At 63.8% G+C, this 26,029-nt stretch carries 26 protein-coding genes and 1 pseudogene; 15 read left to right on the forward strand and 12 right to left on the reverse strand.

Features of this window, described 5'->3' with window-relative positions:
- Window positions 1–14 precede the first annotated feature (14 nt).
- Entirely contained in the window at window positions 15–923 is a 909-nt protein-coding gene (locus AVHM3334_RS18955) for a LysR family transcriptional regulator (RefSeq protein ID WP_284414911.1), read from the forward strand.
- A 51-nt stretch (window positions 924–974) separates the two neighbouring features.
- Here the strand turns inward: AVHM3334_RS18955 and AVHM3334_RS18960 are convergent, their stop codons facing one another.
- Window positions 975–1,811 carry a carbonic anhydrase gene (locus AVHM3334_RS18960; protein WP_284414913.1) on the reverse strand — a complete coding sequence of 279 codons (837 nt, stop codon included), beginning with the start codon at window positions 1,809–1,811 and terminating at the stop codon, window positions 975–977.
- Between the two features lie 155 nt (window positions 1,812–1,966).
- On the opposite strand from AVHM3334_RS18960, the gene AVHM3334_RS18965 reads away from it, so the two are divergent.
- Entirely contained in the window at window positions 1,967–3,028 is a 1,062-nt protein-coding gene (locus AVHM3334_RS18965; RefSeq protein WP_284414914.1) for a homocysteine S-methyltransferase family protein, read from the forward strand.
- Between the two features lie 73 nt (window positions 3,029–3,101).
- A complete protein-coding gene (locus tag AVHM3334_RS18970) occupies window positions 3,102–3,809 on the forward strand; it encodes a BglII/BstYI family type II restriction endonuclease (RefSeq protein WP_284414915.1) in 708 nt (235 codons plus the stop codon).
- Here AVHM3334_RS18970 and AVHM3334_RS18975 read toward each other — a convergent pair.
- On the reverse strand, window positions 3,794–4,666 hold the full coding sequence (locus tag AVHM3334_RS18975) for an MT-A70 family methyltransferase (RefSeq protein WP_284414917.1): 873 nt from the start codon (window positions 4,664–4,666) through the stop codon (window positions 3,794–3,796). The genes AVHM3334_RS18970 and AVHM3334_RS18975 overlap by 16 nt on opposite strands.
- Window positions 4,667–4,842: 176 nt before the next feature.
- On the opposite strand from AVHM3334_RS18975, the gene AVHM3334_RS18980 reads away from it, so the two are divergent.
- From AVHM3334_RS18980 to AVHM3334_RS19005, 6 genes are all read left to right on the forward strand, one after another.
- Complete coding sequence (locus AVHM3334_RS18980; RefSeq protein WP_284414919.1) at window positions 4,843–6,312, forward strand: sensor histidine kinase; 1,470 nt, start codon at window positions 4,843–4,845, stop codon at window positions 6,310–6,312.
- Window positions 6,297–7,670 carry a sigma-54-dependent transcriptional regulator gene (locus tag AVHM3334_RS18985; RefSeq protein WP_284414921.1) on the forward strand — a complete coding sequence of 458 codons (1,374 nt, stop codon included), beginning with the start codon at window positions 6,297–6,299 and terminating at the stop codon, window positions 7,668–7,670. Before AVHM3334_RS18980 ends, AVHM3334_RS18985 begins: the two co-directional genes overlap by 16 nt.
- A gap of 151 nt (window positions 7,671–7,821) precedes the next feature.
- The gene (locus tag AVHM3334_RS18990) at window positions 7,822–8,529 is read left to right on the forward strand and encodes a hypothetical protein (protein ID WP_284414923.1); all 708 of its coding nucleotides are present in this window, start codon (window positions 7,822–7,824) and stop codon (window positions 8,527–8,529) included.
- A gap of 61 nt (window positions 8,530–8,590) precedes the next feature.
- Window positions 8,591–9,142, forward strand: coding sequence for a hypothetical protein (locus AVHM3334_RS18995; protein WP_284414925.1), 552 nt, complete (start codon window positions 8,591–8,593; stop codon window positions 9,140–9,142).
- Window positions 9,143–9,153: 11 nt separating this feature from the next.
- The gene (locus AVHM3334_RS19000; protein ID WP_284414927.1) at window positions 9,154–9,756 is read left to right on the forward strand and encodes an MFS transporter; all 603 of its coding nucleotides are present in this window, start codon (window positions 9,154–9,156) and stop codon (window positions 9,754–9,756) included.
- The gene (locus AVHM3334_RS19005) at window positions 9,756–10,025 is read left to right on the forward strand and encodes a hypothetical protein (RefSeq protein ID WP_284414929.1); all 270 of its coding nucleotides are present in this window, start codon (window positions 9,756–9,758) and stop codon (window positions 10,023–10,025) included. The genes AVHM3334_RS19000 and AVHM3334_RS19005 overlap by 1 nt, the downstream gene beginning before the upstream one ends.
- Here AVHM3334_RS19005 and AVHM3334_RS19010 read toward each other — a convergent pair.
- The 4 genes from AVHM3334_RS19010 to AVHM3334_RS19025 all read right to left on the reverse strand — a co-directional run bounded on the left by AVHM3334_RS19010 (window position 10,012) and on the right by AVHM3334_RS19025 (window position 13,181).
- Window positions 10,012–10,335, reverse strand: a complete 324-nt coding sequence (locus AVHM3334_RS19010; RefSeq protein WP_284414931.1) for a non-heme iron oxygenase ferredoxin subunit — start codon at window positions 10,333–10,335, stop codon at window positions 10,012–10,014. The two genes, AVHM3334_RS19005 and AVHM3334_RS19010, sit on opposite strands and share 14 nt — an antisense overlap.
- A 14-nt stretch (window positions 10,336–10,349) precedes the next feature.
- Complete coding sequence (locus AVHM3334_RS19015) at window positions 10,350–10,841, reverse strand: aromatic-ring-hydroxylating dioxygenase subunit beta (protein WP_284414933.1); 492 nt, start codon at window positions 10,839–10,841, stop codon at window positions 10,350–10,352.
- A 5-nt stretch (window positions 10,842–10,846) separates the two neighbouring features.
- Window positions 10,847–12,112: an aromatic ring-hydroxylating dioxygenase subunit alpha gene (locus tag AVHM3334_RS19020; RefSeq protein WP_284414935.1), complete on the reverse strand. Its 1,266-nt coding sequence runs from the start codon at window positions 12,110–12,112 to the stop codon at window positions 10,847–10,849.
- Between the two features lie 70 nt (window positions 12,113–12,182).
- Complete coding sequence (locus AVHM3334_RS19025; protein ID WP_284414937.1) at window positions 12,183–13,181, reverse strand: 2Fe-2S iron-sulfur cluster-binding protein; 999 nt, start codon at window positions 13,179–13,181, stop codon at window positions 12,183–12,185.
- A gap of 113 nt (window positions 13,182–13,294) precedes the next feature.
- Between AVHM3334_RS19025 and AVHM3334_RS19030 the strand changes: the two genes are divergently transcribed.
- The 4 genes and pseudogenes from AVHM3334_RS19030 to AVHM3334_RS19045 form a co-directional block, all read left to right on the forward strand.
- Window positions 13,295–14,206 carry a LysR family transcriptional regulator gene (locus tag AVHM3334_RS19030; RefSeq protein WP_284414939.1) on the forward strand — a complete coding sequence of 304 codons (912 nt, stop codon included), beginning with the start codon at window positions 13,295–13,297 and terminating at the stop codon, window positions 14,204–14,206.
- A gap of 630 nt (window positions 14,207–14,836) precedes the next feature.
- The gene (locus AVHM3334_RS19035) at window positions 14,837–15,418 is read left to right on the forward strand and encodes a DNA adenine methylase (protein ID WP_284414940.1); all 582 of its coding nucleotides are present in this window, start codon (window positions 14,837–14,839) and stop codon (window positions 15,416–15,418) included.
- Window positions 15,415–16,239 (forward strand): 8-oxoguanine DNA glycosylase, encoded by an 825-nt coding sequence (locus AVHM3334_RS19040; protein ID WP_284414942.1) that lies wholly within the window; start codon window positions 15,415–15,417, stop codon window positions 16,237–16,239. The genes AVHM3334_RS19035 and AVHM3334_RS19040 overlap by 4 nt, the downstream gene beginning before the upstream one ends.
- Before the next feature lie 132 nt (window positions 16,240–16,371).
- Window positions 16,372–16,770 (forward strand): annotated as a pseudogene (locus AVHM3334_RS19045) (helix-turn-helix domain-containing protein); the annotation flags it as partial.
- Window positions 16,771–16,948: 178 nt separating this feature from the next.
- Here AVHM3334_RS19045 and AVHM3334_RS19050 read toward each other — a convergent pair.
- Together AVHM3334_RS19050 and AVHM3334_RS19055 are read right to left on the reverse strand one after the other, a co-directional pair.
- Complete coding sequence (locus tag AVHM3334_RS19050) at window positions 16,949–17,557, reverse strand: 7-cyano-7-deazaguanine synthase (RefSeq protein WP_284414944.1); 609 nt, start codon at window positions 17,555–17,557, stop codon at window positions 16,949–16,951.
- Window positions 17,554–18,771 (reverse strand): PfkB family carbohydrate kinase, encoded by a 1,218-nt coding sequence (locus AVHM3334_RS19055; protein ID WP_284414946.1) that lies wholly within the window; start codon window positions 18,769–18,771, stop codon window positions 17,554–17,556. The genes AVHM3334_RS19050 and AVHM3334_RS19055 overlap by 4 nt, the downstream gene beginning before the upstream one ends.
- A gap of 497 nt (window positions 18,772–19,268) precedes the next feature.
- Here AVHM3334_RS19055 and AVHM3334_RS19060 point away from each other — a divergent pair, with 497 nt between their 5' ends.
- Both AVHM3334_RS19060 and AVHM3334_RS19065 read left to right on the forward strand, forming a co-directional pair.
- Entirely contained in the window at window positions 19,269–19,676 is a 408-nt protein-coding gene (locus AVHM3334_RS19060; protein WP_284414948.1) for a hypothetical protein, read from the forward strand.
- 1 nt (window position 19,677) lies between these two features.
- Entirely contained in the window at window positions 19,678–22,446 is a 2,769-nt protein-coding gene (locus AVHM3334_RS19065; RefSeq protein WP_284414950.1) for a phosphoribosyltransferase-like protein, read from the forward strand.
- A gap of 50 nt (window positions 22,447–22,496) precedes the next feature.
- Here the strand turns inward: AVHM3334_RS19065 and AVHM3334_RS24090 are convergent, their stop codons facing one another.
- From AVHM3334_RS24090 to AVHM3334_RS19085, 4 genes are all read right to left on the reverse strand, one after another.
- A complete protein-coding gene (locus AVHM3334_RS24090; protein ID WP_502869942.1) occupies window positions 22,497–23,171 on the reverse strand; it encodes a nitroreductase family protein in 675 nt (224 codons plus the stop codon).
- A complete protein-coding gene (locus AVHM3334_RS19075) occupies window positions 23,128–23,751 on the reverse strand; it encodes a 7-cyano-7-deazaguanine synthase (protein ID WP_284414954.1) in 624 nt (207 codons plus the stop codon). Before AVHM3334_RS19075 ends, AVHM3334_RS24090 begins: the two co-directional genes overlap by 44 nt.
- Entirely contained in the window at window positions 23,748–24,863 is a 1,116-nt protein-coding gene (locus tag AVHM3334_RS19080) for a PfkB family carbohydrate kinase (protein ID WP_284414956.1), read from the reverse strand. The genes AVHM3334_RS19075 and AVHM3334_RS19080 overlap by 4 nt, the downstream gene beginning before the upstream one ends.
- 1,039 nt (window positions 24,864–25,902) lie before the next feature.
- The coding region (locus tag AVHM3334_RS19085) for an integrase core domain-containing protein (RefSeq protein ID WP_284413497.1) at window positions 25,903–26,029 on the reverse strand (127 nt) is incomplete at its 5' end.

Raw genomic sequence — 26,029 nt, forward strand, 5'->3', positions numbered from 1 at the left:
GCATCATCGCCGCCATGAAACTGCATTTGCTGCGCTACTTCGCCGTGCTCGCCGAAGAACTGCATTTCGGCCGTGCCGCCGAGCGCCTGGCCATCACGCAGCCGCCGCTGAGCTCGGGCATCAAGGCGCTGGAAGACGGGCTGGGCGTGAAGCTGTTCGAGCGCACCAGCAAGCAGGTCGCACTGACGCCCGCAGGCCACGCCTATCTCACCGAGGTGCGCGTGGTGCTGGACCGCGTGGCGCGCGCGGGCGAGACGGCCCGCGCAGTGGCCGCCGGGCAGCGCGGCCGCCTGGACATCGGCTTCACCGGCTCCATGGTGTACCGCGACATGCCCGCCATCGTGCGGGCCTTCAGCGAGCGGGCGCCCGGCATCGAGGTGAACCTGCGCGAAATGTCCTCGGGCGAGCAGCTCGAAGCGCTGCTGCACCGGCAGCTGCATGCGGGATTCATCAACACCAGCGTGGTGCCCGACCGGCTGCGCAGCCTGCCGCTGGCCGAAGACCACTTCGTGTGCTGCCTGCCCGAAGACCACGCCATGGCCGCAGCGCCCGCGGTGGACCTGCGCGCCCTGGAGGCCGAGACGTTCGTGATGTTCTCGCGCGATGTGGCGCCCGCCAACCACGACAACGTGATCGCCCTCTTCCACCGCGCCGGCATCCATCCGCACACGCGGCATGCCACCCGCCAGTGGCTCACCGTGGTGGCGCTGGTGGCCCTGCGCATGGGGGTGGCGCTGGTGCCGGCCTCGATGGCACAGGCCGTGGTGAAAGGCGTGCGCTTCGTGCCCATCGCGCATCTGCACCACCCTACGGTGGGCGTGCTGGCCTGGCATGCGGACGCGGCGGTGCCGGCGCTGCAGGTCTTTCTGGAGGTGGCAGCGACGGCGGTGGGGTCAGCGCGCCAGGAGGGCGCGGCCCGTTGATGGCACAAGCAAGAAGAGAAGAAGAGCGACGCCGAAGCCGCCGCCTGTTCCTCAGCGGCTCTTCAGCAGGAAGCGGCGGTGCAGCGGCTGAAGCGGCCGCGCATTGAAGGGATAGACGCGCTCGAATGCGTCGATCTGCGCCGCGGAAACCTGCAGGGGCGCATTCAGTACCACCCAATCCACGGTTTCGGTGCAAGGCGGCGTGGTCAGCGAGCCTTCATAACGGAAGAAGCGGCGTTGCTTTTGCACTGGCAGAAAGTCGCTCGCCTTCACCGAGGCGTTGGCGACCGGCTGGGTCTGGCCTTGGCCCGTGGGCATGGCATCCAGCACCCGCTGAAAGGCGGGGTTGGACTTGCCGGTTTCGAAAAAGATCGCCAGCACACCCAGCGTTCCGTCCGGGCCCTGGTGAACGATGTGGGCCTCCATCGGAAAGCGCCGGCCGTTCAGCAGGTGCTCGCTGGGGTGATGGAAATGGATTTGCAGCGCCGTGTATTCGCGGCCTCCGGTGCGCATCGTTCCTCCGTTCGGCAGATCCAGCTGGATGGAATGTCCGGTATTGCGCACCGCCATGGGCACCGCCCGGTAGTCCAGCAGCAGCGGGCCCAGATCGGCCGCAACCGCATGCTGCAGGTCGACCGGGCTGTTTTGCTGCCCGCTTCCGCACAGCGCGTTTTCCTTGGCCAGGTCGGCCCAGTGGTCTGCACCTTCGGGCCCGGTGTAGCCCCACTCATGCCCGTCGTGTGGCGCCGTCTCATGCGATTCGACCGGTGCTGCGGCAGGCAGCTCCGGCGTCTGCGCGCCGCCGGCGCCCGCCCATGCGGCTGCAACGCACAGACACAAGGGCCGGAGCCGGCGCAGAAAGGAGGGCTGGATGGGGTGAAGGGACATGGGGAACTCCAAAGGGCGTGGGGCGGGATGGAAAACACGGATCGAATGGGCATCACCAAGGCGGCATGTTACTCATACATACATTTCGCGCTGCACCCCGGCTCCGCCATGCCCTTGCCGCAAGCGCATGCCGCGGTGGTTCTTACAATTCAGCCATGCAGCAGATTACCTACACCCGCGGACAGCAATTGCCTGAAATACTGGCCCGACGCATCGCCATCCTCGATGGCGCCATGGGCACCATGATCCAGCGCTTCAAGCTGGGCGAGGCCCAGTACCGCGGCGAGGGCTATGCCGGCGCGGACGGCACGGGCGACCGGTTCAAGGACTTTCCGCGCGACGTGAAGGGCAACAACGAGCTGCTGAGCCTCACGCGGCCCGACGTGATCCGCGACATCCACGAGCGCTACCTGGCGGCCGGCGCCGACCTCATCGAGACCAACACCTTCGGCGCGACCACGATCGCGCAGGAGGACTACAAGATGGCCGACCTGGCGCGCGAGATGAACCTCAAGTCGGCGCGGCTGGCCCGCGCGGCGTGCGACAAGTATTCGACGCCGGACAAGCCCCGCTTCGTGGCCGGCGCCCTGGGCCCGACCCCCAAGACTGCGAGCATCAGCCCCGACGTGAACGACCCCGGCGCGCGCAATGTCGATTTCGAGCAGTTGCGGGCGGCCTACTACGAGCAGACCGAAGCGCTGGTCGAGGGCGGCTCGGACGTGCTGCTGGTCGAGACCATCTTCGACACGCTCAATGCCAAGGCGGCGCTGTTCGCGATCGATGAATACTTCGAAAACAGCGGCGAGCGCCTGCCCCTCATCATCAGCGGCACCGTGACCGACGCCTCGGGCCGCATCCTGTCGGGCCAGACGGTGACCGCCTTCTGGCACAGCGTGCGCCACGCCCGCCCTCTGGCCATCGGCCTGAACTGCGCTTTAGGCGCCACGCTGATGCGCCCCTACATCCAGGAACTGAACCGCGTGGCGGGCGATACCTTCATCAGCTGCTACCCCAACGCCGGGTTGCCCAATCCGATGAGCGACACGGGCTTCGATGAAACGCCCGAGGTGACGAGCCGCCTGGTGCACGAATTCGCGGCCGAGGGCCTGGTGAACATCGTGGGCGGCTGCTGCGGCACCACGCCGGACCACATCGCGGCCATCGGCCGGGCCGTGGCGCCCGTGGCGACGCGCAAGCTGTTCTACCCCGAAGCCTGAATTTGAACCTGTTTTTACAGATTAGGGCTGCGGGCAAAGTACTTGCACTTATTGAAAATTTAGCAGGCAAATAATGTTTGAAACCCGCACTTATGACGATCCCATCGTGCTAAACCCTGCAATACGCCAGCGTTGGGAATTTCTCGAAACGAGCTCAGCTGCAGCCGTACTTCGGTCTGTATGCCCCAACGAATGGAATGACATTACTCAGATTCTTGGGGCATTTGTGCTCGACCCTTGTCGATGGCTGAAAAAAGGTGGAAACCGTGGCGACATTGCGCAAGAGATAGATGGGATGTTTAGCGCTCGTGGATGGAAAGAAACACGTGTAGATTTAGTAACGCAAGGTGTTTTGCTTTCTAAAACCTTGCAGATTATTGAGCACCTCCCTCCAGTTAAGCAAGAAGGTTACCTAGTTGACAACTTCAAAGGAAGAGTTGCACTAGATGTGGAATGGAACGCGAAAGATGGGAATTTGGATAGAGATTTATCAGCTTACCGGGCTTGGCACGAAGCTGGAGTGATCTCAGCCGCAGTTCTAATCACGCAAGATCGATTGGCGCTGAAGGGTTTGGCTGAGAGAATCTGGAAAGATTACCAAGACACACTTCCTGCAGAACAACGAAACTCGAAACTACCCATTGACTTGAATACATCAACTACAACCAATTTGGAAAAAGCGGCCCTCAGAGTGCGGCGTGGCGTTATGGGGACTTGCCCACTTCTCATAGCTGCCGCAACTCAAAACACTTGGAATGGACAGCCTTACTCAGCATTCTGAAACATGTCAACACTAGCAGGCCAAGGCCCCGAACTCCGTCCACGAGGTCGCATGTGGGTGCCTGCAGCTTGCAGTAGTGCACGCACTCGTTGAATTGAATAACCTGTTTCGTCAGCCAATTGACGAACACTTTGACCTGATTGATACATCGCTCGCAATCTATCGCCAATTATTTCGGCTCGTGCTTCACCCAAATGCTCATTAGGCAATAGCGGCGGCAAGATGCCCCCCCCTTGATAACCCTTATGAACTACCCCTCGTGGAGCCACATCATCTGAAGACTCATCGCCCCAAACAGTCCAGCCAGTGCGTGCATGACGCGCAAACATCTCTAAATATGCACCTGGAGAGCACGACTCAATCAGATCATATTGCTCATCTGGTTTCCGGGAATGTTCTCGCTTGCGAGTTTCAATCATATTAACCTGCGACCGCCCCGGCGCCAGCGTTCGCATAGAACCTCGCACCCCAAAAAGCAGCAACTCAGTAACATTCCGAAAATAAAAACCTACACCGCGTCCATCTGGCCCCCCATCTATTCGTCGCTTTGCCCAAACAATATTGCTGACATATCTAAAGCCCCAAGCAGCCATGACCTCTAAGCCATCGGGCAAAAGAGCATTTGGCACCCAAAGATAAAGGTGTGCATTTGGCGCCAAAACATCCACGACGCTCAGATCTTTGATTGCATCAAGAGACATTGTTGAGTATCGATCCAGTCGGCGATGTTCGGGCGCAACCTTTCCGGTGCGATTAGCAAAACGCCAAGGAGGATCCGCCAACACTGTAGAAAATCCTCCGGCAATTCGCGGTAGGGGAGCGGGTTCTAGTTCCGGCCTAAGAAGTGTTGTACTCATTCGCTATCAACTGAAAGAAAGATCTAAAGAAAGATCTAAATCCACATCATACTGGATATAAATCCGACCATCTACCCCCAAAGAGCGGATGAAAGCCTCCGCGAGTCCGAATCTCTTCTATCTGCAGGGACATATCTGACCAGTACGATTCGCCGTCCTCACTCCGATGGCCTGCCGTGCGGTCTTTGCGCATCCAACTGCTTCTTTTCTGGGCGTTTTTGCTCGCCGCCTGCGCCCTGGTCGCCGCGATCATCGTGGTGCTGTACCAGACAGGCTCGGGAGCCCAGGTGGCAGCCAGCCGGGCGCGGGCGCTGCAGGCCTGCGAGGACATCGCCACGCGCTATGCCAAGTCGGTGCCCGCCGCGGCGCCCGACGCCCCCCAGGCCGACTTGCTGCGCGTACTGCTGCATGTGGTGCTGCTGGAGGTACCGCAGGTGGAAGGCGGCGTGTGGCGCGCCGGCAGCGGAATGCTGGCCTATGCCTACCCCACCTATGAAGGCAGCGGCATCAAGGCCGACGTGCCAGCCGCCGAGGCGCCCCTGATCATCGAATTGGCCAAACAGGCCGGCAGCGCGGGCCAATCCGTGGTGAACCTGGTGCGCGGCAGCCGCGAAGTGCTGATCGTCGCGGCCTGCCCGCTGACGGCGCACCCAGGCACTGCCGTGTGGACCATGACGCGCGCCCATGCGGGTGCCATCGCCGCGCAGGAAACGCTGCGCATCGGTATTGCCGTGCTGGCGCTGCTGGTGGTGGCCTCGGGCGCGTGGCTGGGCTGGATGCTGCTGCGCGGCCTGCGCCAGGTGCGCCGCCTGGAGGGCGCACTGGCGGATGCGCAGGTCGATGCCGTGCCCCGGCTGGAGCGCACGGGCATTCGCGAGCTGGACCGCATCGTCGATGGCTTCAATGCCTTCGGCACGCGCCTGGAAGAGGCCCGGGCCCGGCTGAAGGAAGCGCTCGCCCAGCGCCACCGCGATTTGCGCCTGACCGCCCTGGGCCGCATGACGGCCTCGGTGGCGCACGAGATCCGCAACCCCATCGCCGCCATGCGCCTGAAGGCCGAGAACGCCCTGGCTGCGCCGCCCGCCCGCCATGCCGACGCCCTGGCCGCCATCGTGACGCAGATCGACCGGCTCGAAGGCCTGGTGCAAAGCCTGCTCTCGCTGGTGCAGCCCTTGAGCCTCAGCCCGGTGACCGTGCCCCTGAACGTGTGGCTGCAAGAGCGGCTGGACACGGCCCGCCCCGCCGCCGACGCCCGCGGCGTGCGGCTTGCGCTGCACGGCGATACCGCGGCCGAAGCCCGGTTCGATCCGGTGCATGTGGCGCGCGCCATCGACAACCTGCTGGACAACGCCGTGCGCCACGCGCCCGACGGCGGCGAAGCCGTGCTGTCGGTACAGGTGGCCGTGCAGGCGGAGGCGGCCCGCGCCCTGTGCACCCTGGTGGTCGAAGACGACGGCCCGGGGGTGCCCGAAGACTTGCAGGCGCAGCTCTTCGAGCCCTTCGCCACCGGCCGGGCCGACGGCCACGGACTGGGCCTGGCCCTGGCGCGCGAAGTGGCCCTGGCCCACGGGGGTGACCTGCATTACGCGCCGCGCGAAGGCGGCGGCGCCCGTTTCATTCTGGAGCTGCCATGGCACGCCTCTTAGTCGTCGATGACGACGCGACCTTCCGCGAATCGCTGGTCGAGACCCTGCAAAGCCTTGGCCATGAGGTGCACGCAGCCGATGGCGGCGAGCAGGCCCTGCGCCGGGTGGAGAGCCACCGCTACGGCGCCATCTTCCTGGACCAGCGCATGCCCGGCATGGATGGCCTGCAGACGCTGGCCGCCCTGGCCGCGCGCACGGCACGGCTGCCGCCCGTGCTGGTGCTCACGGCCTATGCCAGCGGCTCCGGCACCATCGAGGCGATGCGCCTGGGGGCGTTCGACCACCTCACCAAGCCGGTGAGCCGTGCGGCGGTGGCAGCGGTGCTGGAGCGTGCCCTGCGTTCCGAGGCCGATGCCAGCGCCACGGCGCCCGCGGCGCTGCCCGATGCGCAGGAGGACGGCGAACTCATCGGCATCAGCGAGGCCATGCGCGAGGTGCACAAACGCATCGGCATGGCCGGCGCCAGCGACGCGCCCGTGCTGATCGAAGGCGAAACCGGCACGGGCAAGGAACTGGTGGCCCGCGCACTGCACCAGCATTCCGCGCGCGCGGCCGGCCCGTTCGTGGCGGTGAACTGCGCCGCGATTCCGAAAGAGCTGCTGGAAAGCGAGCTGTTCGGCCACGTGAAAGGCGCCTTTACCGGCGCGGCGGCGGAGCGGCCGGGGTGCTTTCGCGCGGCCGATGGCGGCGTGCTGCTGCTCGACGAGATCGGCGACATGGCGCCCGAGGTGCAGGCGAAGCTGCTGCGCGCGCTGCAGGAAGGCGAGGTGACACCGCTGGGCAGCCACCGTCCGTTGAAGGTGAACGTGCGCGTTTTGGCCGCCACGCACCGCGACCTGGCCGCAGCGGTGCAAGACGGGCGTTTTCGCGAAGACCTGCGCTACCGGCTCGACGTGCTGCACATCGTGCTGCCACCGCTGCGCGAGCGCCTGGCCGACATCGTGCCGCTGGCCGAGCACTTCCTGCGGGGCGCCGCCGCGCCGCAGCCTGCCAAGCGCCTGTCCGCAGACGCGGCACGCGCGCTGCTCGCCCACGCATGGCCCGGCAACGTGCGCGAGTTGCGCAACGCCATGGAGCGCTGCAACGCCTTGCAACGGGGCCCGGTTATCGGGGTGGCCGACCTGGGGCTGAAGCCATCGCCGGCCCAGGGGGACGCCCTGGAGGGCAGCGCTGCCGATGGCACGTTGCCCACTGCCTGGCTGGAAGGGTCGCTGCCCGAAGCCGTGGAACGGCTGGAGCGCTGCATGCTGGAACATGCGCTGCAACAGGCCCAGGGCAACCGGTCGCTGGCGGCACGCCGTCTGGGCATTCACCGCCAACTGCTTTACAGCAAGCTGTCGCAGTACGGCATCGAATGATCGCCACGGTGTCTTGAAAGCGGACAAGCTGTCGCCCATTCATCCACGCAACGCGCCTTATTAAAAACGCAAGTCGTTGATTCATAAGGGTTCTTGCGTTGGCACGCGTCTTGAGAGAGTGAGTGCACCACCACTCGACAGGATGACTTTCATGACGCTCCACCCCTTGCTCCGCACCGGCCTGCTGGCTGCCGCCCTCGCCGCTGCCAACGCCCACGCGCAACTGCCGCCCCCTGCCCCGCCAGGCGGGCCCGGCCCTCTGGCCCAGGCGCCGGTGGCCGAGCAGTCCGCGACCGCGAGCAGCCGGCTGCAACGCTGGCTGCCCAACCCGAATGGCGAGGCCGATGGCTTGCTGCTGCAGGACGGCACGCAGATCGCGTTTCCCCCCCATTTGTCGGAAACGCTCACCGCATGGCTGCACCCCGGCGACCCGCTGGAAGTGACAGGCTGGCACCGCCCCGACGCCCCGGTGCTGCGCGCCGAGACCTTCCAGTCGCAAGGCCGAACGGTGCAGGACACCCCGCCCACCCCGGGCCAGCGCCCCCTGCCTCCCCCCCGCGAAGCCCTGACGCCGCTGCAGGCCAACGCCCGCGTCACGCAGGTGCTGTTCAACAGCCGCGGCGATGCGCACGGCTTGCTGCTGGAAGACGGCGTGGTCGTTCGCTTCCCGCCCCACATGGGCACCTCGGTCGCCGCGCTGCTGAAGCCCGGCGCCATGGTGGCGGTGCGGGGCTGGGGCACGCGCAACGCGCTGGGCACCGGCATGGAGGCCGCCCAGATGGGCGCCACGCCGGACACCTTGCAGGACATGCTGGGCGGCCCGGCCGGCCCCGTGGGCGCCCCGGCCCTGCGCCCGTGATGCCGGCACCCGGCACGCTGTCCACCCCTGTTTCTTCCCTCCTCATCCACCCGGAGACACCATGAGCAAACCCCAGGAATTGATCGACGTCTGGTCCCTTGAAGGCCAGTTCCAGCATGCCCTTCACAGCCCGCGCGGCGATGTCGAGGGCGTGATGATCGACGTGGACGGCGTACCCGCGCAGTTCGTGTTCGGCAAGCACGACGACCGTGCCGCAAGCGCCTTCGAGGCCCTTCGCGCCGGCCAGACGGTGGTCGTCGATGGCACCCTCGCACCACCGCCGCCCCATGGCGAGGCCGCGCACGAGGTCTATGCGTTCGAACGGCTGGTGTCCATCGATGGGCAGGCGTTCGCGCCCGACGACGCACCCCGCGAGGTGAAAGGCCGCGTTGCGCACCTCCACCACGCCCGGCACGGCGAGCCCAACGGCGTGGTGCTGGACACGGGCGATTTCATCCACACGCGGCCCGATGGCTTTGCCCACCTGCACCTGAAGCCGGGCGATGCGGTCACGGCCCACGGCCCCGCCCGGCCCCTGCGCGGCACCACCGGTGCCCACGTGATTGAGGCGCACACCGTGAACGGCCACCCGGTGCCGGGCAAAACCGCCTGAGCCGTGACGCCATGACCGCCGCGCACACCGCCCCTGACGCGCTATCCGCGCCGACCCCTGCCGGATCGCCGCCTGCACGCGCGGGCGTTGCGGCCGGGGCGTCCCTCACCGCCCTGGCCTGGATGGCGTTCTTCATGGCGGACGTGCGCGACGGGCTCGGCCCGTTCCTCGCCACCTACCTGCAGACCCAGCGCATCGACCAGACGATGATCGGCATCGTGCTGTCCGCCGGGGGGCTCGCCGCCATGGCGGCCACGCCGCTGGCCGGCGCCTTCGCCGACCGTACCCGCGCCAAGCGGGCGCTGGTGGCGGTCTGCGCGCTGGCGGTGCTGGGCGCCAGCGCCATCGCCTTCCTGACCCGTTCGCCCAGCCTGCTCGTGCTGTCGCAAGTGCTCACCGGCGCCGCGGGCGCGGTGCTGGCGGCCGCACTGGCCGCCCTCACGCTCGGGCTCGCGCGAAGCACCGGCCTGCGCCACCAGACCGGCCGCAACGAGGCCTACAGCCATGCCGGCAACATCGTGTCCGCGCTGGGGGCTGCGGCCTTCGCGCACTGGATGGGCGCGCCCTGGATGCTCGTCGTCATGACCGCCATGGCCGTGGGTGCGCTGGCGTGATGGTGGAGCGCTACGTGCGCGGCAGCGGCCGTTACAACACCGCGCTGGGGCTGGTGATGACGCTGCAGGGCGTGGGCGCGGCAATGAGCCCCGCCGTCGCCAACAGCGTGGTCGGGGCACAAGGGCATTTCGGGCTCGCCTTCGCCGTGCTGGCGGGCTGCGCGGTGCTGGCATTGCCGGTCTTCTGGCTGGCGCAGCGGATCGCCGGCCACCGCAGCGCGACACCAGCCAAGGCGCATTCCGCGCCGCGCCGCATCAAACGAGCTTGAGATACACCGTTCCCTGCTCCACGAGCACGGGGTAGCTGCGCAAGCCCTGCGTGAGCGGTGCGCACAGCGCGCTGCCGCTGCGCACGTCGAAGCGGCCCTGGTGCAACGGGCATTCGATTTCGTGCCCCTCCAGAAAGCCGTCGCACAGCCGCGCATTGCCGTGGGTGCACAGGTTGTCGGTGGCGAACACCTCGCCGTCCACGGTGTAGAGCGCCACGTCGCGGCCCTCGACGGTCACGCCCACCACGTCGTCCTCGGGCAGGTCGGCGCGCGCGGCCGCCTCGGTCCATCCGGTGTCGATTGCTGGCATGAAAGTGCCTCCTTTCAGATCGGGTAGATGATGGAATTCGGGATCATTTCGCTGTCGTAGATGCACTCCTTGCGGGCGAAGCGCAGGCCTTCGGGGGTGCGCACCACCACGTCGAGGTAACGCCCGACGTTGAACACCGTGGACGGCTCCGACAGCTTGGTGCGAAAGACCGCGTAGTTCGCCTCGCACGCCCAGCGGCCCTCCCCGGCCTGGCGCACGAGCGGCGTGCCGATCACGTGGCGCTGGTAGTACGGGTCGTGGAACAGCGTCTCGCGGATGCCGTAAATGCGGTCCTTCAGCATGCCCTGGCTGTCGAACGACAACGTGGCCAGCGGCAGGCCGCGCTCGTGGTTCTCGCGCGGCTGCAGGCGGTAGAGGCAGTCTTCGGTGAAGAAGCCCGGCCACCGGTCCCACTGCGCGGCGTCCAGCGCGGCGGCGTAATCGGCATAGAGCTGCTGCAGGGCGAAGTAGTCGGCGAATTCGATCGCGGTGGATGGAGCGTTCATGGGGATCAGTCCTCCTTTTCCATCACGCTGCGCCAGTACTCGTACATGCCGCGGATCAGCGTTTCCGTGACCATGTGGTCGGCGTCGCCCACCTCCCGGCCGCCGAGCTCCACCAGCGCGCGATGAAAGGGCTTTTGCTCGAAGCCCTGTTGCGAGAACTCGATCACCTCGCCATCGTCGGCCGAGACGAAGCCCGCCGGGCCGAACAGGTTGGCCTGGCGCAGGCGGCGCTCGGTCATCTCCTCGGTGTCGTCCTCGAAGCCGAAGTGCGTCCATTCGAAATCGAACGCATCGTGCCCCACGGGCTGGATGTGGCGCGTGGAGACGCTGTTGACCTGCTGCTGCAGGATCACGCTGGGAAACAGCGTGGTCATCACCGCCGTGGGACCGCCCCACCAGGGCTCGGGCACGATGTCGAGAAAGCGGGGGTCTTCCAGCTGCATGCCGGCCTTGAAGCTGGAGACGTTGGACACGTCGGACTGCTTCTTGGCCTCGCCGCGCGTGGACACCATGGCCGCATGGCGGTGGCGCGCGTCCATTTTCAGCTCCGCCCTGTTGTCGGCCCGCCAGAGGCCGAAGGTGACGAACCAGGTGTGCAGCAGGCCGGGGTGGTACGGGTCCTTGATGTTCTCCTGCATCAGCTTCCAGTTGCCCGGAATGCGCTGGCGGTTGTAGCCCAGGATCTTGAGCTTTCGGCCGTTGAACAGGCGGTCGAAATAGCCCAGGATCGCCGGGCCCATGAAGTCCTCCAGCGACTCCACGCCGTGGTCGAACGAGGCAAATACCACGCCGCCGCGCGTGGCCACCTTGAGCCGCGTCAGGCCGTGCTCCTCCAGCTTGAAATCCGCCGGCATGCCGCCGTGGACCTTGCCGTCCTGCTTCACGCCGCGCCGAAACGGCACGCCCTGCAACGCGCCGTCGAGCCGGTAGTTCCACTGGTGGTAGGGGCAGACGAACTCCTTGCGGTTGCCATGGCGCTCCCGGCAAAAGCGCATGCCGCGGTGCGCGCACACGTTCTCCACCACGTGCAGCTGCAGGTCCTCGCCGCGCACCAGGATCACCGAACGTTCGCCGATGGCCGTGCGCTTGAAGTCACCCGGGTTCGGCACCTCGGCCTCCAGGCCCACGTAGCACCAGTGGCTGCGGTAGAAGAACCGTTCCAGCTCGCGGCGGTAGATGTCCTCGCTGGTGTAGGCCGCGAAGGGCACGCGGTGCGTGCCGGGGCTTTCCCACGTCGGATGCAATGGGAAGACGGGATGGGGCGTACTCATGTCGTTGTCTCCTGGGGGCTTGTCTCTGTCGTGGAACGGTGTGCGGGAAGGGGGCATGCACGCCCCCGCTTCAAGGCGTGCTGGCATAGAAAGCGTCGGCATAGAGATGCTCGGCGGCGACGCCACGCTGGCGCGCCAGCAGCGACACGGCCTCCACCATGGGCGGCGATCCGCACAGGTAGGCGCGCCAGCCTTCCAGCGTGGGCCAGTCCTGCGCGATCGCGTCGGTGACCAGGCCCGTGCGCTGGCCCGGCGCCGCATCGGCCGCGGCCACCACTGCATGCACGTGCAGTTGCGGGTGGCGCTGCTGCAGACCGGCCAGCCACTGCAGGCCATAAACATCGCGCGCCGACCGCGCGCCGGCATAGACGTGGATGGGGTTGGGCATGCCCGATTCCAGCGCGCCACGCACGATGGAGAGGATCGGCGCCAGCCCCGTGCCGCCCGCCACGCAAAGCATGGGCCCCTCGTACTTGCGGCGCAGGTAGGCCGAGCCCAGCGGCCCGCTCACCCGCACCGCATCGCCCACCGCCAGCACCTGGGCCACATGGGTGGACACCAGCCCGCCATCGACCAGCCGCACGTGGAATTCGAGTTCGTCATCGTGCGGCAGCCCGGCCATCGAATACGGCCGCGCCAGGCCCGGGCCGAACTGCAGCTGCGCGTACTGCCCCGGCGAGAAGTCCAGCGGCTTGGCCGGCTTGAGGCGCAGCCGGCGGATGTCGTGCGTGAGCGTTTCCACGGCCGTCACCGTGGCCTTGAGCGTGCGGGCGGTGTGCACCACCACCTCGTCGGGCTCGGGAATCTCGATGGTGCAGGACTCGCTCAACACCGTCTGGCAGGCCATCACGTAATGCGCCTCGCCGCCACCGCCACCCAGGGGCGGCATGCGCAGCGCCTGGCCGGCATCGATCACCTCGCCCGAGAGCACCTTGCAGCGGCAGGTGCCGCAGCGCCCGGCCATGCAGCTGTACGAAACGGGGATCTGGTGCTCACGCAGCACTTCCAGCAGGTTGGCGCCCGGTGCCACGGGCAGCACGCGGCCCAGCGGCTCGATATGCAGTTCCATCGGGGTGTATCACTCGCTGTCGTTGTTATGGCCCCGATCATTACCGCGATTCGATAATCAGCTAATAGAATGGCATGAATACATAGCATCACTCCCATGAATAAAGGTGTCCCGTGGAACTGGAAGACATCGATCTGAATTTGCTGGTGGTCTTTCAGCAACTGCTCGTCACGCGCAAGGTGTCGCAGGCCGCGGACAACCTGGGCCTGACGCAACCGGCGGTGAGCAATGCTCTCGCGCGGCTGCGCCGCCTGCTGGGCGACGAGCTTTTCTTGCGCACCGCCCAGGGCATGCAGCCCACGCCCTATGCCAACCAGTTGGCGGAGTCGGTGTCGTACGCGCTGGCCATGATCCACGGCGCCCTCAACCACAAGCTGGGGTTCGACCCCGCCACCAGCCGGCGCGTGTTCAAGGTGGGCATGACGGACATCGGCGAAATCTACTTCCTGCCCCGCCTGCTGGAGCGGCTGGCCCAGGCGGCACCGGGCGTGCGCCTGACCACCGTGCGCAATTCAGCCACCGACCTGAAGGACGCCATGGAAGCCGGCAAGGTGGACCTGGCCGTGGGCCTGCTGCCGCAGCTCAAGGCCGGCTTCTTCCAGCGCCGGCTGTTCCGCCAGCCCTACGTGTGTCTGTTCCGCGAGGGCCACCCGCTGCAAAAGCGCCGGCGCATCGGGCTGGCGGAGTTTTCAAAAGCGGAGCACGTGGTGGTCGTCTCCGAAGGCACGGGCCACGGCAAGGTGGACGAACTGCTGGAGCGCATGGGCGTGGCGCGCGACGTGCGGCTCACCGTGCCGCATTTCGTCGCCATCGGCCACATCCTGCAGGCCACGCAAATGGTCGCCACCGTGCCCGAAAAAATGGCGCAAAGCATGGCCGAGCCCTTCGGCCTGGCGTATGCGCCCCACCCGGCCAAATTGCCGCAGGTGGCGATCAATTTGTTCTGGCATACGAAGTACCACCGGGACCCGGGGAATCAGTGGCTGCGGGGGGTGTTGGTGGAGATGTTTGCGGAAGGGGAGTGAGGGGATGGGCCCACCCACGGATTGACGATCGTGATTCGCAAGCCTATTGCTGCGACGCTGTTTCCCCGGAGCGGCAAGCGGATGAATGTCGCCTAAAGGCTGTGAGCTGTCTCTGATATATCCATCCATGACCGACCGCATCGATCAACAGCGAACGTTGGGCGCCTTCTGAAGCATGACGCCTCTGTCGTGTCATCCCTGGAAAGTCGGGTCAGTGAAGCGCGTCGTTGCTGCCCGCCCACTTGATCTCAGACCATCATCGACACCGTGTCGTCCAGCGGGGAGCGCCCGAGGGGTAGAGGGGAAGGCAACTTGTGCAGTCATCGGACGGTGATGGCAGCCTGACGGCAGGAACCGTCACCCGTTCATAAGAAGCCCGGAATCTACGTCAGCCGCGGAGCCGCTCGACGACGAAGCATGCCCGCGAGGCTCGACCCATGTTTCAGCGTCAACCGATAGTCCACACGAGGCGATCTACAGCGGAGGGCCCATTGACAAGATCGTCAGAAATGACGATGCTTCGGCCCCATGCGATACCCAGGTGGCAAAGGAAAGACGTACCAGCACATCATCAATTTGATGCCCATGCACCACGTCTATATAGAGTCGCACCTGGGCGGAGGCGCTGTCATGCGCCACAAGCTCGCGGCCGCGAAGAACATCGGCATCGAGGCTGACCCGAGAGCTTTTGCGACATGGGCGGCTGAGCCACTTGCGGGTGTAGAGGTGGTGTGCACGCGTGCCGAAGACTTTCTCGCCAGCTATCCGTTCCAAGGAGACGAGCTTGTCTATGTCGATCCGCCGTACCACCCGGCGAAGAGACGGCAAGAACGCGTCTATCGACTGGACTACACCGAAGATGACCATGAGCGGCTCGCCCTTTTGCTGCGCGAGCTGCCGTGCATGGTCATCTTGTCGGGCTACGCTAACCCCGTCTACTCGAGAGTTCTAGGCGACTGGCGAACCAAGACATTCGAGGCGAAAACTCACGTCGATGTTCGGACCGAGACCTTGTGGTTCAACTTCGAGCCGCCCAAGCAACTACATGACAGCCGATACGTCGGCGCCAACTTCCGCGAGCGACAGACCGTTCGCCGACGGATGGACCGGTTACAGGAACGCATTGCACGCATGGACATCGTCGAACGAGCGGCGTTCATGCAGTGGCTACACGAGGCCTACCCAATGCCCCATAGGAGTTTCTCGCCATGATGCAGACCGCCGCAATCCTTACCCGTACAGGCTCAATCCAGGTCGAGCTGCCCAGCGCAGAAGTCGAGCTCATGGACGGGGTTCGATGGGGTTCCGTCGATGCCTTCCCGACGCCGGCGTACTGGGCCTACCAGGTCGTTGCTCGTCGCCTGGTGGGCAAGCCTGCAGGCTACCGGCTCGGCCGCACGTTGGCCGAAGAGGTGGCTGCGTGCCTTCTGGGTGGTCATGGCATACCGGCGACTGTCGGCCTGGCTGCGTACGACCGCATGCGCGAACGAGGCGTCCTGTCGGGCACTCCCGTGAGCGAGGCCGAACTCGAAGCGCTTCTGAAGGAGCCGCTCGATGTTGACGGCAGATCTATCCGGTATCGGTTCGCTGCTCAAAAGGCACGATATTTGGCAGCGGCGCTGCCGCTCACTCACGCAGCGCCGAGGTTCGAGGCAGGCCGGCAACTGCGCGACTGGCTCTTGGCGGTCCCAGGCATTGGTCACAAGACGGCGTCTTGGATTGCGCGAAACTGGCTGGACGCGGACGACGTGGCCATCCTCGACATTCACATCATGCGTGTCGGCCAAGTCATCGGCCTGTTCCCGAAGAACCTGACGGTCGAGCGCCACTACGCCGAGTTGGAGGAGCGCTTCCTCAGCCTGAGCACATTGCTGGACGTCCGCGCGTCAGAGCTTGATGCGGTCATCTGGTGGGAGATGGCCTCCTCACCTCTGACAGTGCGGCACCTGATCGAGCACCTTCGCGGAAGCGGCGAAGAGGGCCGCGTGAGAACCCGAAAGCACGTCCAAACCGAACTGGCGCTTGCGCAGTAAAGAACGCTTGTCTCGTAGCGCGCCACTTCGCATGCGGTCTTGCGACCGCGCACGCGACTAGTGTCCCGTCCCGTTATTTTCTGGCATTAATCGTGCATGCCATTGAGGTATGTTGGAACCGGAGATACCGCGATGAGAATGGGCAGACCGAAGGTCGAGTTGGCGCTCTCTGACGAGGAGCGATCGCAGCTTCAATCCTTTGCCCGCAGCCGCTCGCTGCCTGCTGCGCTGAGCAATCGGGCTCGCATCGTTCTGAGCAGTGCCGATGGTGAGCCCAACAACGCCATTGCTGAGAGACTGAAGCTGACCAATGCCACGCTCGGCAAGTGGCGCGCCCGGTTCATCGAGCGACGCATCCCTGGGCTGTACGACGACGTTCGCCCCGGCAAGCCGCGCACCATCGACGACGAGCGCGTGGCAAGGTTGATCAATACGACGCTGCACACCAAGCCGGCCGATGGCTTCACGCACTGGAGCGTGCGTACGGTGGCCGCCGAGACGGGCATCTCCAAGTCCAGCGTCGCACGCTACTCACGGACAAGGCCATTCGCCGGGGATCATTCACCAGCGTCAAGCAACTCGTCCAACGCATCGACCACTTCGTCACCGCCTACAACGCCAACTGCCAACCCTTCAGGTGGACCGCCACCGCAGATTCGATACTCGAAAAGCTGCATCGACTTTGCTCACTTATCAGCGGGACAGAACACTAGCTGCGGCCAGAATACTCAGGGCCAAGCTCTAGGTAGGTCTCGACGTACTTGTTGCAGCCGCGACAGTTTCCGCAGGCGATGCTGGCCTTGTGGCAGCTGTGCGACCAGGCGAGCAGGCCAGCGGGAACTCCAGTCGAGCGAATGAGTTCGGCCGTGGACATGCCGATGGCCGGGGCGACCACCCTCAGATGACCTTCCTGGTAGGCCATCAGCTCGTCGATCTTCTGGACGAATTCCGGTGTTCCATCAAGGTGGCTCTCACCGTCGGAGTGGACCGTCCCGATGTAGAGGGTCCGCATTCCTCGCGAGATGGCGCGCATGCTTGCCAAGGTGATGAGCAGCTGATTGCGGTACGGCCACCAGTCGGAGGTCTGCGCGGCCGCGTCAGGAGGTGCTCCGGCCATGTCGCCGGAGCCGAGCGAACTACAGTCGACCGAAACGATTTCGTGTCGAATGCCCAACTCCTCGCACACCTGCGCGGAGGCGCGCTTCTCGGCCTCTGCGGCTAGCTGGCCGTAGTCGAGGGTGATGGCGAGTTCCGGACGCTTCCACCAGGCGATGGCGAGGGAGTCCATGCCGCCGGACAGCAGGAGGGCGTATTTCACAGCTTCACCGCTTCCCAGAGGGTTGAATACAGCGCTGTGGTGTAGTCGGTGCAGATAGTGCAGGCCGACCCTTCCATCATCTTCAGGTGCTCGGTGCTCTGGCGTTCGCTGTAGACGATGACGGGCTTACCCAATGCGCGGGCGTAGCCGATCTCGTAGACGGTGCCCGCATCGAGCCCGTCGGTGATTGCGAACACGATGTCCGAGTCCACAATGGCTTCGAGGTCCTTGCCGACCACGTCGTCAGCCGACCCGAGACCGACGTCGTGATAAGGGGAGAAGACCTTGAGCCCAAGGTCGTTCAGGTTTGCTTGCGCCTGTTCGACCATCCAGATCTGCATGAGGTCAAAGAACGGCCCGGCCAGGTAGACCTGCCGCTGATTTCCAGACAGATAGTCGGCTGAAAGCTCAACCGGCCGGATGTCGTATGCCGCGAGGTTCTCCTTCGTCGGCAGGCCTCGAGTTTCACAGTAGTAGGCGGTCGCGCGGGAGGCGATGTCCGCTGCCTGTGCCGCGTTCAAGCCTTCATGCATCCACCCGTTGGCGAAGTGAGCGACGAAGCAGTCTCCTGAGCCGATTTTCCAGACGCGCTTCGTCCGGTATGCCGGCACCTGGGCGACGCCAGCGGCCGTCCAGACGAATGCGCCGCGCGGCCCCATCTTGATGATGACCACCTCCGCCTTCTCCCGAGCCGCCAGGACGGGCGCGATGCCCTCTGGTGAAGCTCCGGGCATGTTCGCCAGTTGTGAGGCCTCCCACAGGTTCAGGACGAGTGCAAGGTGGGTTGCCGTCGAGCCGTTGGCACCGAATGGTGTCGCCCCTTGAGCGTTCTGGGGGTCGTAGACGGCCCAGGTGGCATGGACGACGGCGTCACCCTCCAGCATCCCGAAGCGCACCACCTTCTCTTCGGTCAGGCGGATTGGCTCGTGCGGCGTGTCGGGTACGCCGACGATCTCCGGCACAGCCATGTCGTGGAGGTACTTGAAGGACAAGTCACCATCGACGCGCGTCGGCGCGACGCCAAAGCTATCCAGCCACGCAGACTTCTCGTTGATGACGCCCAGCGTCGCATCCGTGGTGTACGAGTGCAGAACCACGGAGGTTCCGGCAGTCGCAATAGCCAGCGCTGCGCGTCCGGCAGAGCCGAAGACGTCGTACCAGCGAGGATGAACGCAGTATTCGCGGTAGACACCGCCGACAACGTGAATGGTCATCAGGCGTGCTCGACTCGCACCCTGACTTGGCCGCTGACGATCTGGAGAACTCTGGCGGTGTAGTCATGGCCCTGTCCGATGCAGTTCCGAAGCTGGGCAGCCTCAGGGCCGGTGAGGCCGCCAGCGGGCTGGCCGTTACTCAGAACTTGGACAACCACCTGGCCGTTCATCTGAACCACGGCGATGAGAAGCACGTCATTGACGTTCAGGGTTCTGACAACCGCCGCCTGAGGACTACTGAGCTGCGAGTCGAACCTGAGGGTATCGCAAGGCGAACTGTAGCCAGGACCGCCACCACCAGAACCGCCGCCACCGCTTCCAGACATCGCTCTCTCCCTGAGTCGTTTGTATGGTCGAGCAGGCTAACCAGAAATTCAGCGCCGCGCAAGGCTAGTCCGCACTCTGTGTCGCGCTTGTCGACCCCGTGTTGGAGGCAGCCCTGTGCTGGCCACCGGGAGCGCAGTGCGATAATCAACGATCCACTGAGAGCAGCCTAGATGACCCGCATCGTTACCTCTGACGAGTTCGTCACGCTCATCCTGGCGGCGCTGAAGCTGCGATACAGAAATGTTGCCCTGCTCGATGCCGATTTGGACCATGGCCTTCAGGAGGCCTACTTCGACTTGTCGCTGGCGCAGCATGGGCTGAACGTGGCCTCTAACTTTACGTTCTTCCCAGATCCGCTTCACGGCAATTCCGCCAAGCTCCGCCGCGCCATTCTGTGGGCCCGAGATCGGGGCTTCCTTGAGGCTAGCCAAGACAGACAAGGCACCAAATACCAGGTGACTATGTCTGACCAGTTAGCGCGGCGTTTTCTGGCGGAGCCGGCTACAGGTATTGAGTTCTTGAATAGGGTCGCCGCACATTGTTTCCCCACGTTTCAGAATGCCGAAGCGGCGGTCTGACATGGCTGAGCCGTTGACGCTTGCAGCACTGAAGCAGCTTGTTGAGGATCTTGCCGACCAATTCCTCGGAACCTACACCGAGAGCCTCAGAACCTCGGAGGTGGAGCGTGGCAAGGACGTCAACGACGCCCTTTGGGGCACCATCTCGTTTACCAAAATCGAGGTCGCACTCCTCGACTCCCCCCTGCTGCAACGGCTGAGGTTCATTCGTCAGCGTGGTGCCGCTCATTGGGTGTACCCGGGCGCGGTACACACGCGCTTCGAACACTTGCTTGGTTCGATGCATCTTGTGCAATCGATGGCGACAGCGTTGAACCAGGCGGCTAAGGCCTTGCCTTTTCCTGAGATCGCCGCTCCGCCGATTCAGGCGGCCACGGTGCAGATACTGAGGCTTGCAGTCATGCTGCGCGAAGCTGCACAGATGGCGTTTTCACAGGTTTCGGAAGGTGCACTTTCAGACTCACCAGCCCTCGCTACGATTTCGAAGTATCTCTCTGAGGATCTTCGGGCTCAGCTCGATGTTCCTGGCGAAGACGTGTCGTTCACCCAAGTCGTGGGCTATTTCCTTGCCCGGTCTCCAGCGGTTAAGCGGTTCTTGGAGCTGGTGGTGGTGCGTGAGGGGGAGACCTCTTTGCAGTTCACAGGCACGCCGGCAGCGAAGGTTGAAAAAGTAGTCGCGTGCATTTCGCTCGCTATCACCGGTCGCCGGATGGACGACAAGCTTCCGCTCGTGCATGAGCTAGTCGCTGGGCCGTTCGATGCTGAGCGGATTGATGCGCTGATGCGGGACGCGCGCTTCGCGGGCTTGCCTACGCTACTCGATGAACAGCGGATCCTGCAGAAACTGGCCGTCAAGAAGATGCGACTGGCTGATATGCCTCCGACCATTCTTACTGCCATGAGCGGTGGGGCAGACGACGAAGCTTGGTTGTTCGGGATCAACGGGGCAGCGGCAGGAGTCCTCGACGAGCTTCAGCTCGCGAACATGCTTGCAACGGCTAAGGTCTATCAACACTCGAAGGTTCTCGCAGTTGAGCAGATGCTTCGCTCTGCTATCAGTGCGCTGATGGAGGTTGCTGATGCCGGAGATGTGTTGCGTTTACTGTTCTCCAAATCTGACGATGCGTTTCTTTCAATGCGCGCGGCCGATTTGGGTCCTGCGCTTCAGGTCGACGCTCTCGCCGACGAGGGTAGAGCAAATCAGAAGCTTGAGGCCGCCGCAGAACTGTTGACGTCTCTCCGAGAGCGGCGCCTCTGGGTTCGGGCGTTCCAATTTCCAGAATGGCGTTCGACACTGGATCTCGGCACCGAGTCCTCGGAAGCTATGGAGGCGATGCGGGCTGACTTTCGACACATCGAGCGCGGGCCTGTATTCATGGGGCACCTCCGTGATGCGGTCCACGAGATATTGAACATGCTCGGTGAGCGAGCAGTTGATCGGCCCTCACTTGATGTGCTCGTATCCGCGCGCTCGCTTGAACTGACTTCCACTGAAACGGAAGTTGGGCGTGCCTATATCATCCACACTTCTAGGAGACCGTACCAGTTTTCGAGGTCACTTTCAGCACGTGACAGTTGGCTCGATCGTTACAACGCTGGTCAGCCGCGCGACTATATTTTCTGTCCGCCGAGTCTTGCCGATGTCGTCTTTGTTGCCTTCGAGCGAATGGCTCGCATGCGGCATGAAGTTGTCTTGCCGGACGGCTCATTGGAGGCTAGCAAGCGCGAGCAGTCGAAGATACGCGTCCTGAAAAGGCGTTTGATTTTGCATGGCTACTGGCATCGGACGCCTTACGACATAAGGCCTGAGCCCGAAGCCTTGAGACAGTTGGTTCTGCCGAGGTTCTTGAGGTCGTTTCATGAACTGCGTACTCGGTATCTAGCCCCAGTTCGCGGAGAGGCTGCCCAGCGTGACCCGGACATCGAATCCGATACGAGAGATTGGCTGCGCCAGTTCGATGATGAAGACCACGTCAAGTGCGCGCTTCAGCTGCTCTCCAAAATCAAAATGCTCGATCGGAATGATTTCTATAAGGCGCTCGTTGGATTCGTAGAAGCTAACGCAGAGTTCATCGGTGCATGGGTCGTTCCCTTCGGATCTACGAAAGACAGCGGCAACATTCTTGCGTACTTTGCCGGTGACGGGATCGAGAGAGGCCTTGTTACAAGACTCGGAAGCCTCGAGGACTACGCAAAATATGGTGACGGAAGTCCTCTTATCTTCGTGGACGATATTGTGGGTTCGGGTGGGCAAGCATGCGACATGCTTGCGAGGTGGCTTGGCCGAGGCGACCTTGGCCGCGATCTTGGCGAGGAACGAGAACCGCTTCCGGAAGAGCAAGCCGTTGCGTTGCGTGCGGCACGTGTCGGATTCCTGTTTGTAGCTGGCTGGAACGTGGGGCTTCAAGCGATACGAGACATCTGTCCACAGCTCGGCTTGAATGCCACGGTATCAGCGTCACTGACGGATGGCCAGCTTCCATTTGCTTTAGACGTTCTGAGCCAAGCTGGCGGTATTACGACAGTCGCAATCACCGCATTCGTTGCTCGCTGCGAAGACATCGGCCGGCAGCTTGTTATGTCGCAGCCACGCGGTGGAGCGCTACCAGCCGAAAAGGTCGAGCAGCGAAAGCTCGGATACGGCAATCGAGGCATGCTGCTTGTGACGCCCTTCAACACTCCCACCCAGACGCTCACAGCACTCTGGATGGACGGGGAAGTTGACGGGCAGCCTTGGAAGCCGCTCTTTCCTCGACGGAAGAAGACGTGAAGTCTGCAGACACCGTCGCACCAGGTCGGCCACGTAACGACGATCTGACGCTAAGTGCGCGCGCCCACGAAGGCTGCGCCGACGCCTACCAGTGACGCGCCCGGAATCAGTTGACTCGCCCACGGCTCGCCGGTGACGCCCATCGGCGAGAAGTTCAGCGACAACGCCTCCGCAGCCATTGAAAACGTCCCCAAGAGGACGCCGGCATCGCGCCACACCAAGCTTGCGGCGTCCTCGTACTTCGATGCGGTCAAACCAGGCTCAGCCACGAAAAGAAGCAGCGTGCCGGCAGGAGCGTCGATGACTTCGTACATGGCCGTGCGCAGGGCCGACGGCTTGAGAGATGTGTCAAGCTTGCTCAGCCCATGTTCGAAAGGGTCGTAGCGACACAGTGCTGCATCGCCCGGTCGGTGCACCACCACGTGAACCGGGTGAATGGCACCTGCTGAAGGCGCGGGCCGGTGGGACTGGGCGAACGCCAGCGGTCCTGCAAGCGCGGCTCTGACTCGGCATGTGAGTTGCATGAGCGCACCCAGTTGGTCATCCAACAGAGGAGCAAACGAATATCGAGTTCTGCGCGCTTCGACGACTACTGCAAAAGGGGGCGTGTCTGGGATCATGCCCTCGGGCAGCGGGACGAACTGCGCCTCCGGCCAGACGACAGGCCTATATGGCTTGGGCTCAGACCGTGGGCGTGGGTTCTTGAGGTCCGGCCATTCCATCATTCAGATCCTCGAGGACTTTGAAGTACTTGTTGCACCCGCGGCAGTTACCGCACGGAACGTGGGACTTGTGGCAGCTGTGCGCCAACGCCAGCTCCGTGTCCGGGACTCCGGAGAGGCGTATCAGCTCAAGAGTACTTAGCTTGATCGCCGGCGCCGAGACGGTCATGCCCCCTTCCTGAAGCGCTAACAGGCCGCTCAATGTCTCCACGAACTCAGGCGTGCCATCGCGATGGAAGCCGTCCGAGAGGACGGAACCGATGTACAACTTTTCAACGCCCAGGCTGATCGCTTTCATCGCCGCGAAAGTCAACAGCATCTGGTTGCGGTACGGCCACCAGTCACTGGCCGGAGCGTGTTCGTTCGCGGTCGCGCCCGCCATGTCCCCGGAGCCGAGCGACCGACAGTCGACCTTCGCGACATGGTGGGCCATGCCGAGGCGTTGGGCAACCGCCGTGGCGGCTGTTATCTCCGCTCGGGCTGGCAACTGACCGTAGTCGATGGTAATGGCCACGCTCGGACGCTTCCACCAGGCAATTGCGATCGAGTCCATGCCACCTGACAGGAGGAGCGCCGTCTTCATAGGGCCATCGCCGTCCACAGCGCGCGGTAGATGGATGTCACGTAGTCCTTGCAGAGCACGCAGTTAGAGCCTTCAAACATCTTCAGATCTTCGCTCAACTCGTTCTCGCAATAGACCACGACAGGCTTTTTCTGCGCGCGCGCGTATCCGATCTCGTAGACGGTGCCAGAGTCCAGACCATCTCCAATGGCAAATACAAGGTCTGAAATGTGAATGCCCTCAAGGTCGAGCTGCACGACATCGTCGGCACTCCCGTAGCCAACGTCGTGGTACGGCGAAAACACGTCCAGCCCAAACCCCCTCAGGCTTTCACGAGCCTGTTCGACGAGCCACAACTGTGCGAGCGTGAATATCGGGCTGGCCAGATAGACGCGAGGCCGCCTTCCAGCTTTCCAGCGCTCGGATGCTTGGACAGGCTTTGCCGGAAAGGCATCAAGCATTGCGGGCGTGGGGAACCCGCGCCCATCGCAGTAGACCGCAGTCGCCAGCGAGGCGCGGAGCGCGCTATCGGCGGCCGAACGACCCTGCGTCGCCCACCCCAACGCGAAGTGGGCAGCAAAGACATCTCCTGAGCCGATCTTCCACACGGTATCAGTTTGGAATGCAGGTACTTCCGACCAATCGTCGCCGTCGAGAACGAGTGCACCGAGGGGGCCGCGCTTCAGGACGACCCCGCGAGCCCCGTGGAGCGCGCGCGTTGCGTGAGCCAGCTCATAAGGAGTCGTGTCGCCTCCCAGTCCCGTGGTTGCCCGCGCCTCGCGTTCGTTGAGCACAACGAACAGCTCATCTGCTGATGAGCTGTTCGAGTTGAACGGGCTACCGGTCAAGCCGCCTTGCGGGTCGTAGACAACGCGCTTGCCGTGCACGACTGCATCGCCTTCCAGGATGCCGAAGCGCAGGATGGCCTCCGATTTCACGACAATGGGGGTGTAGGTTGATCTCGGGCCTTCGACTTCCGGGCGATGGAGAGCGTGCGTGTAGCGGAAAGAGCAGGTCGCCGCCACGGCAGTCACGACCAGGCGCGTGCCTTCGAGCGCGCAGCGTGCTTCGAGGACGGGCGCAGTGCGTGCATCGGCGTAGCAATGCAGGGTGCGCTTGACGTCGTCCGCCATGGCAGCGATGGCCGAAGCGGCTCGACCGGCTGAGCCGAAGACTTCGTGCCAGGATGGTCTCAGGCACCATTCTTCGTAGGCGCCGCCCACCACGTCCATTTTCGCAACCTCGGTCACTATCGAACGGCAGTCACGCGCACACGAACGAGGGCTTCGCGCTTGGCAGTGACACGAGCTGAGTACAGCGTTCCGCCCTCGATGCACTCACGCAGGCGGCTGATAGCGGGCGAAGCAAGACCACCCGCAGGCCGACCCCTGAACACGACCTCCACGACCGTCTCGCCGCCATCGCTCGTGGCGAGTCTGACATTAAGGACGTCGCCGGGATTGAGGTGCTCGACAACCAGTGGCTTGGGTGAGGCGATCAGTGTGTCTATGACCAGTGCTTCGCAGCTGCCGCCGGGGGATATCGGACCGCCCGTACCGTCAAATCCGGACATCAATTCTCCAGGTTTTCCATTCTCGCTTGGCGGGAGCTCCCCCCGCGCTTCGCGCCAATTGTGATTATGAGCCTCAGGCGCGCGATTGTGAGCGAAGCCACAGGCATGGCAACATTTGCATCGCACCACTGGCGTTGAACAGCTGATCTTCCCCGATCGAAGCAGTTCGTCTCCAAACAGATCCGCGCGTGCTTCGACCGAATCGAACCATCGACACGCGGATTTTCAATCGGCATGCCGAGCTGGGCTAGCAAGCCAGAGCGCAGCAGATAAGTGGCTGACCAAAACGAAAAGCTGCAATCCTCGCCTGCCGAACTGCGCCACATTAGCATCTCTGCGGACACCAACATGGCAGCTGATAGCTGTCGTTCGGCGGACAACGTCGACCGGCTGCAACCGCTGCCAAGCAGTCTTCAAAAGCGACTGCCGACCGCAACACGCTCTATAGGGCTCCTGAACAGCACATCAAACCCAAAAAAGACAAAAGGCGCATAGGAGCTTCACCCCGATACACCTTTTCCACTGGCTGCGCGCTGCCGCGCACGCGGTTGGCACGCAAGCCACCGCAGGAACATGCAGACCAGCGTGGCCGAGAACGCCTAGCTGTCGAGTTGCAATAGGTTATACCCGGCAAGTCGGGAAGCTGGAGGTCTGTAGCCCAAGGCCGAGTGGGGCCTCCTGGCGTTGTAGTAGCTCAGGAACGCAGGCAACCATGCTGTGCGTTCC

Origin of the sequence: Acidovorax sp. SUPP3334 (genome assembly GCF_030159055.1) — a bacterium.
Taxonomy (GTDB): Bacteria; Pseudomonadota; Gammaproteobacteria; order Burkholderiales; family Burkholderiaceae_C; genus Paracidovorax.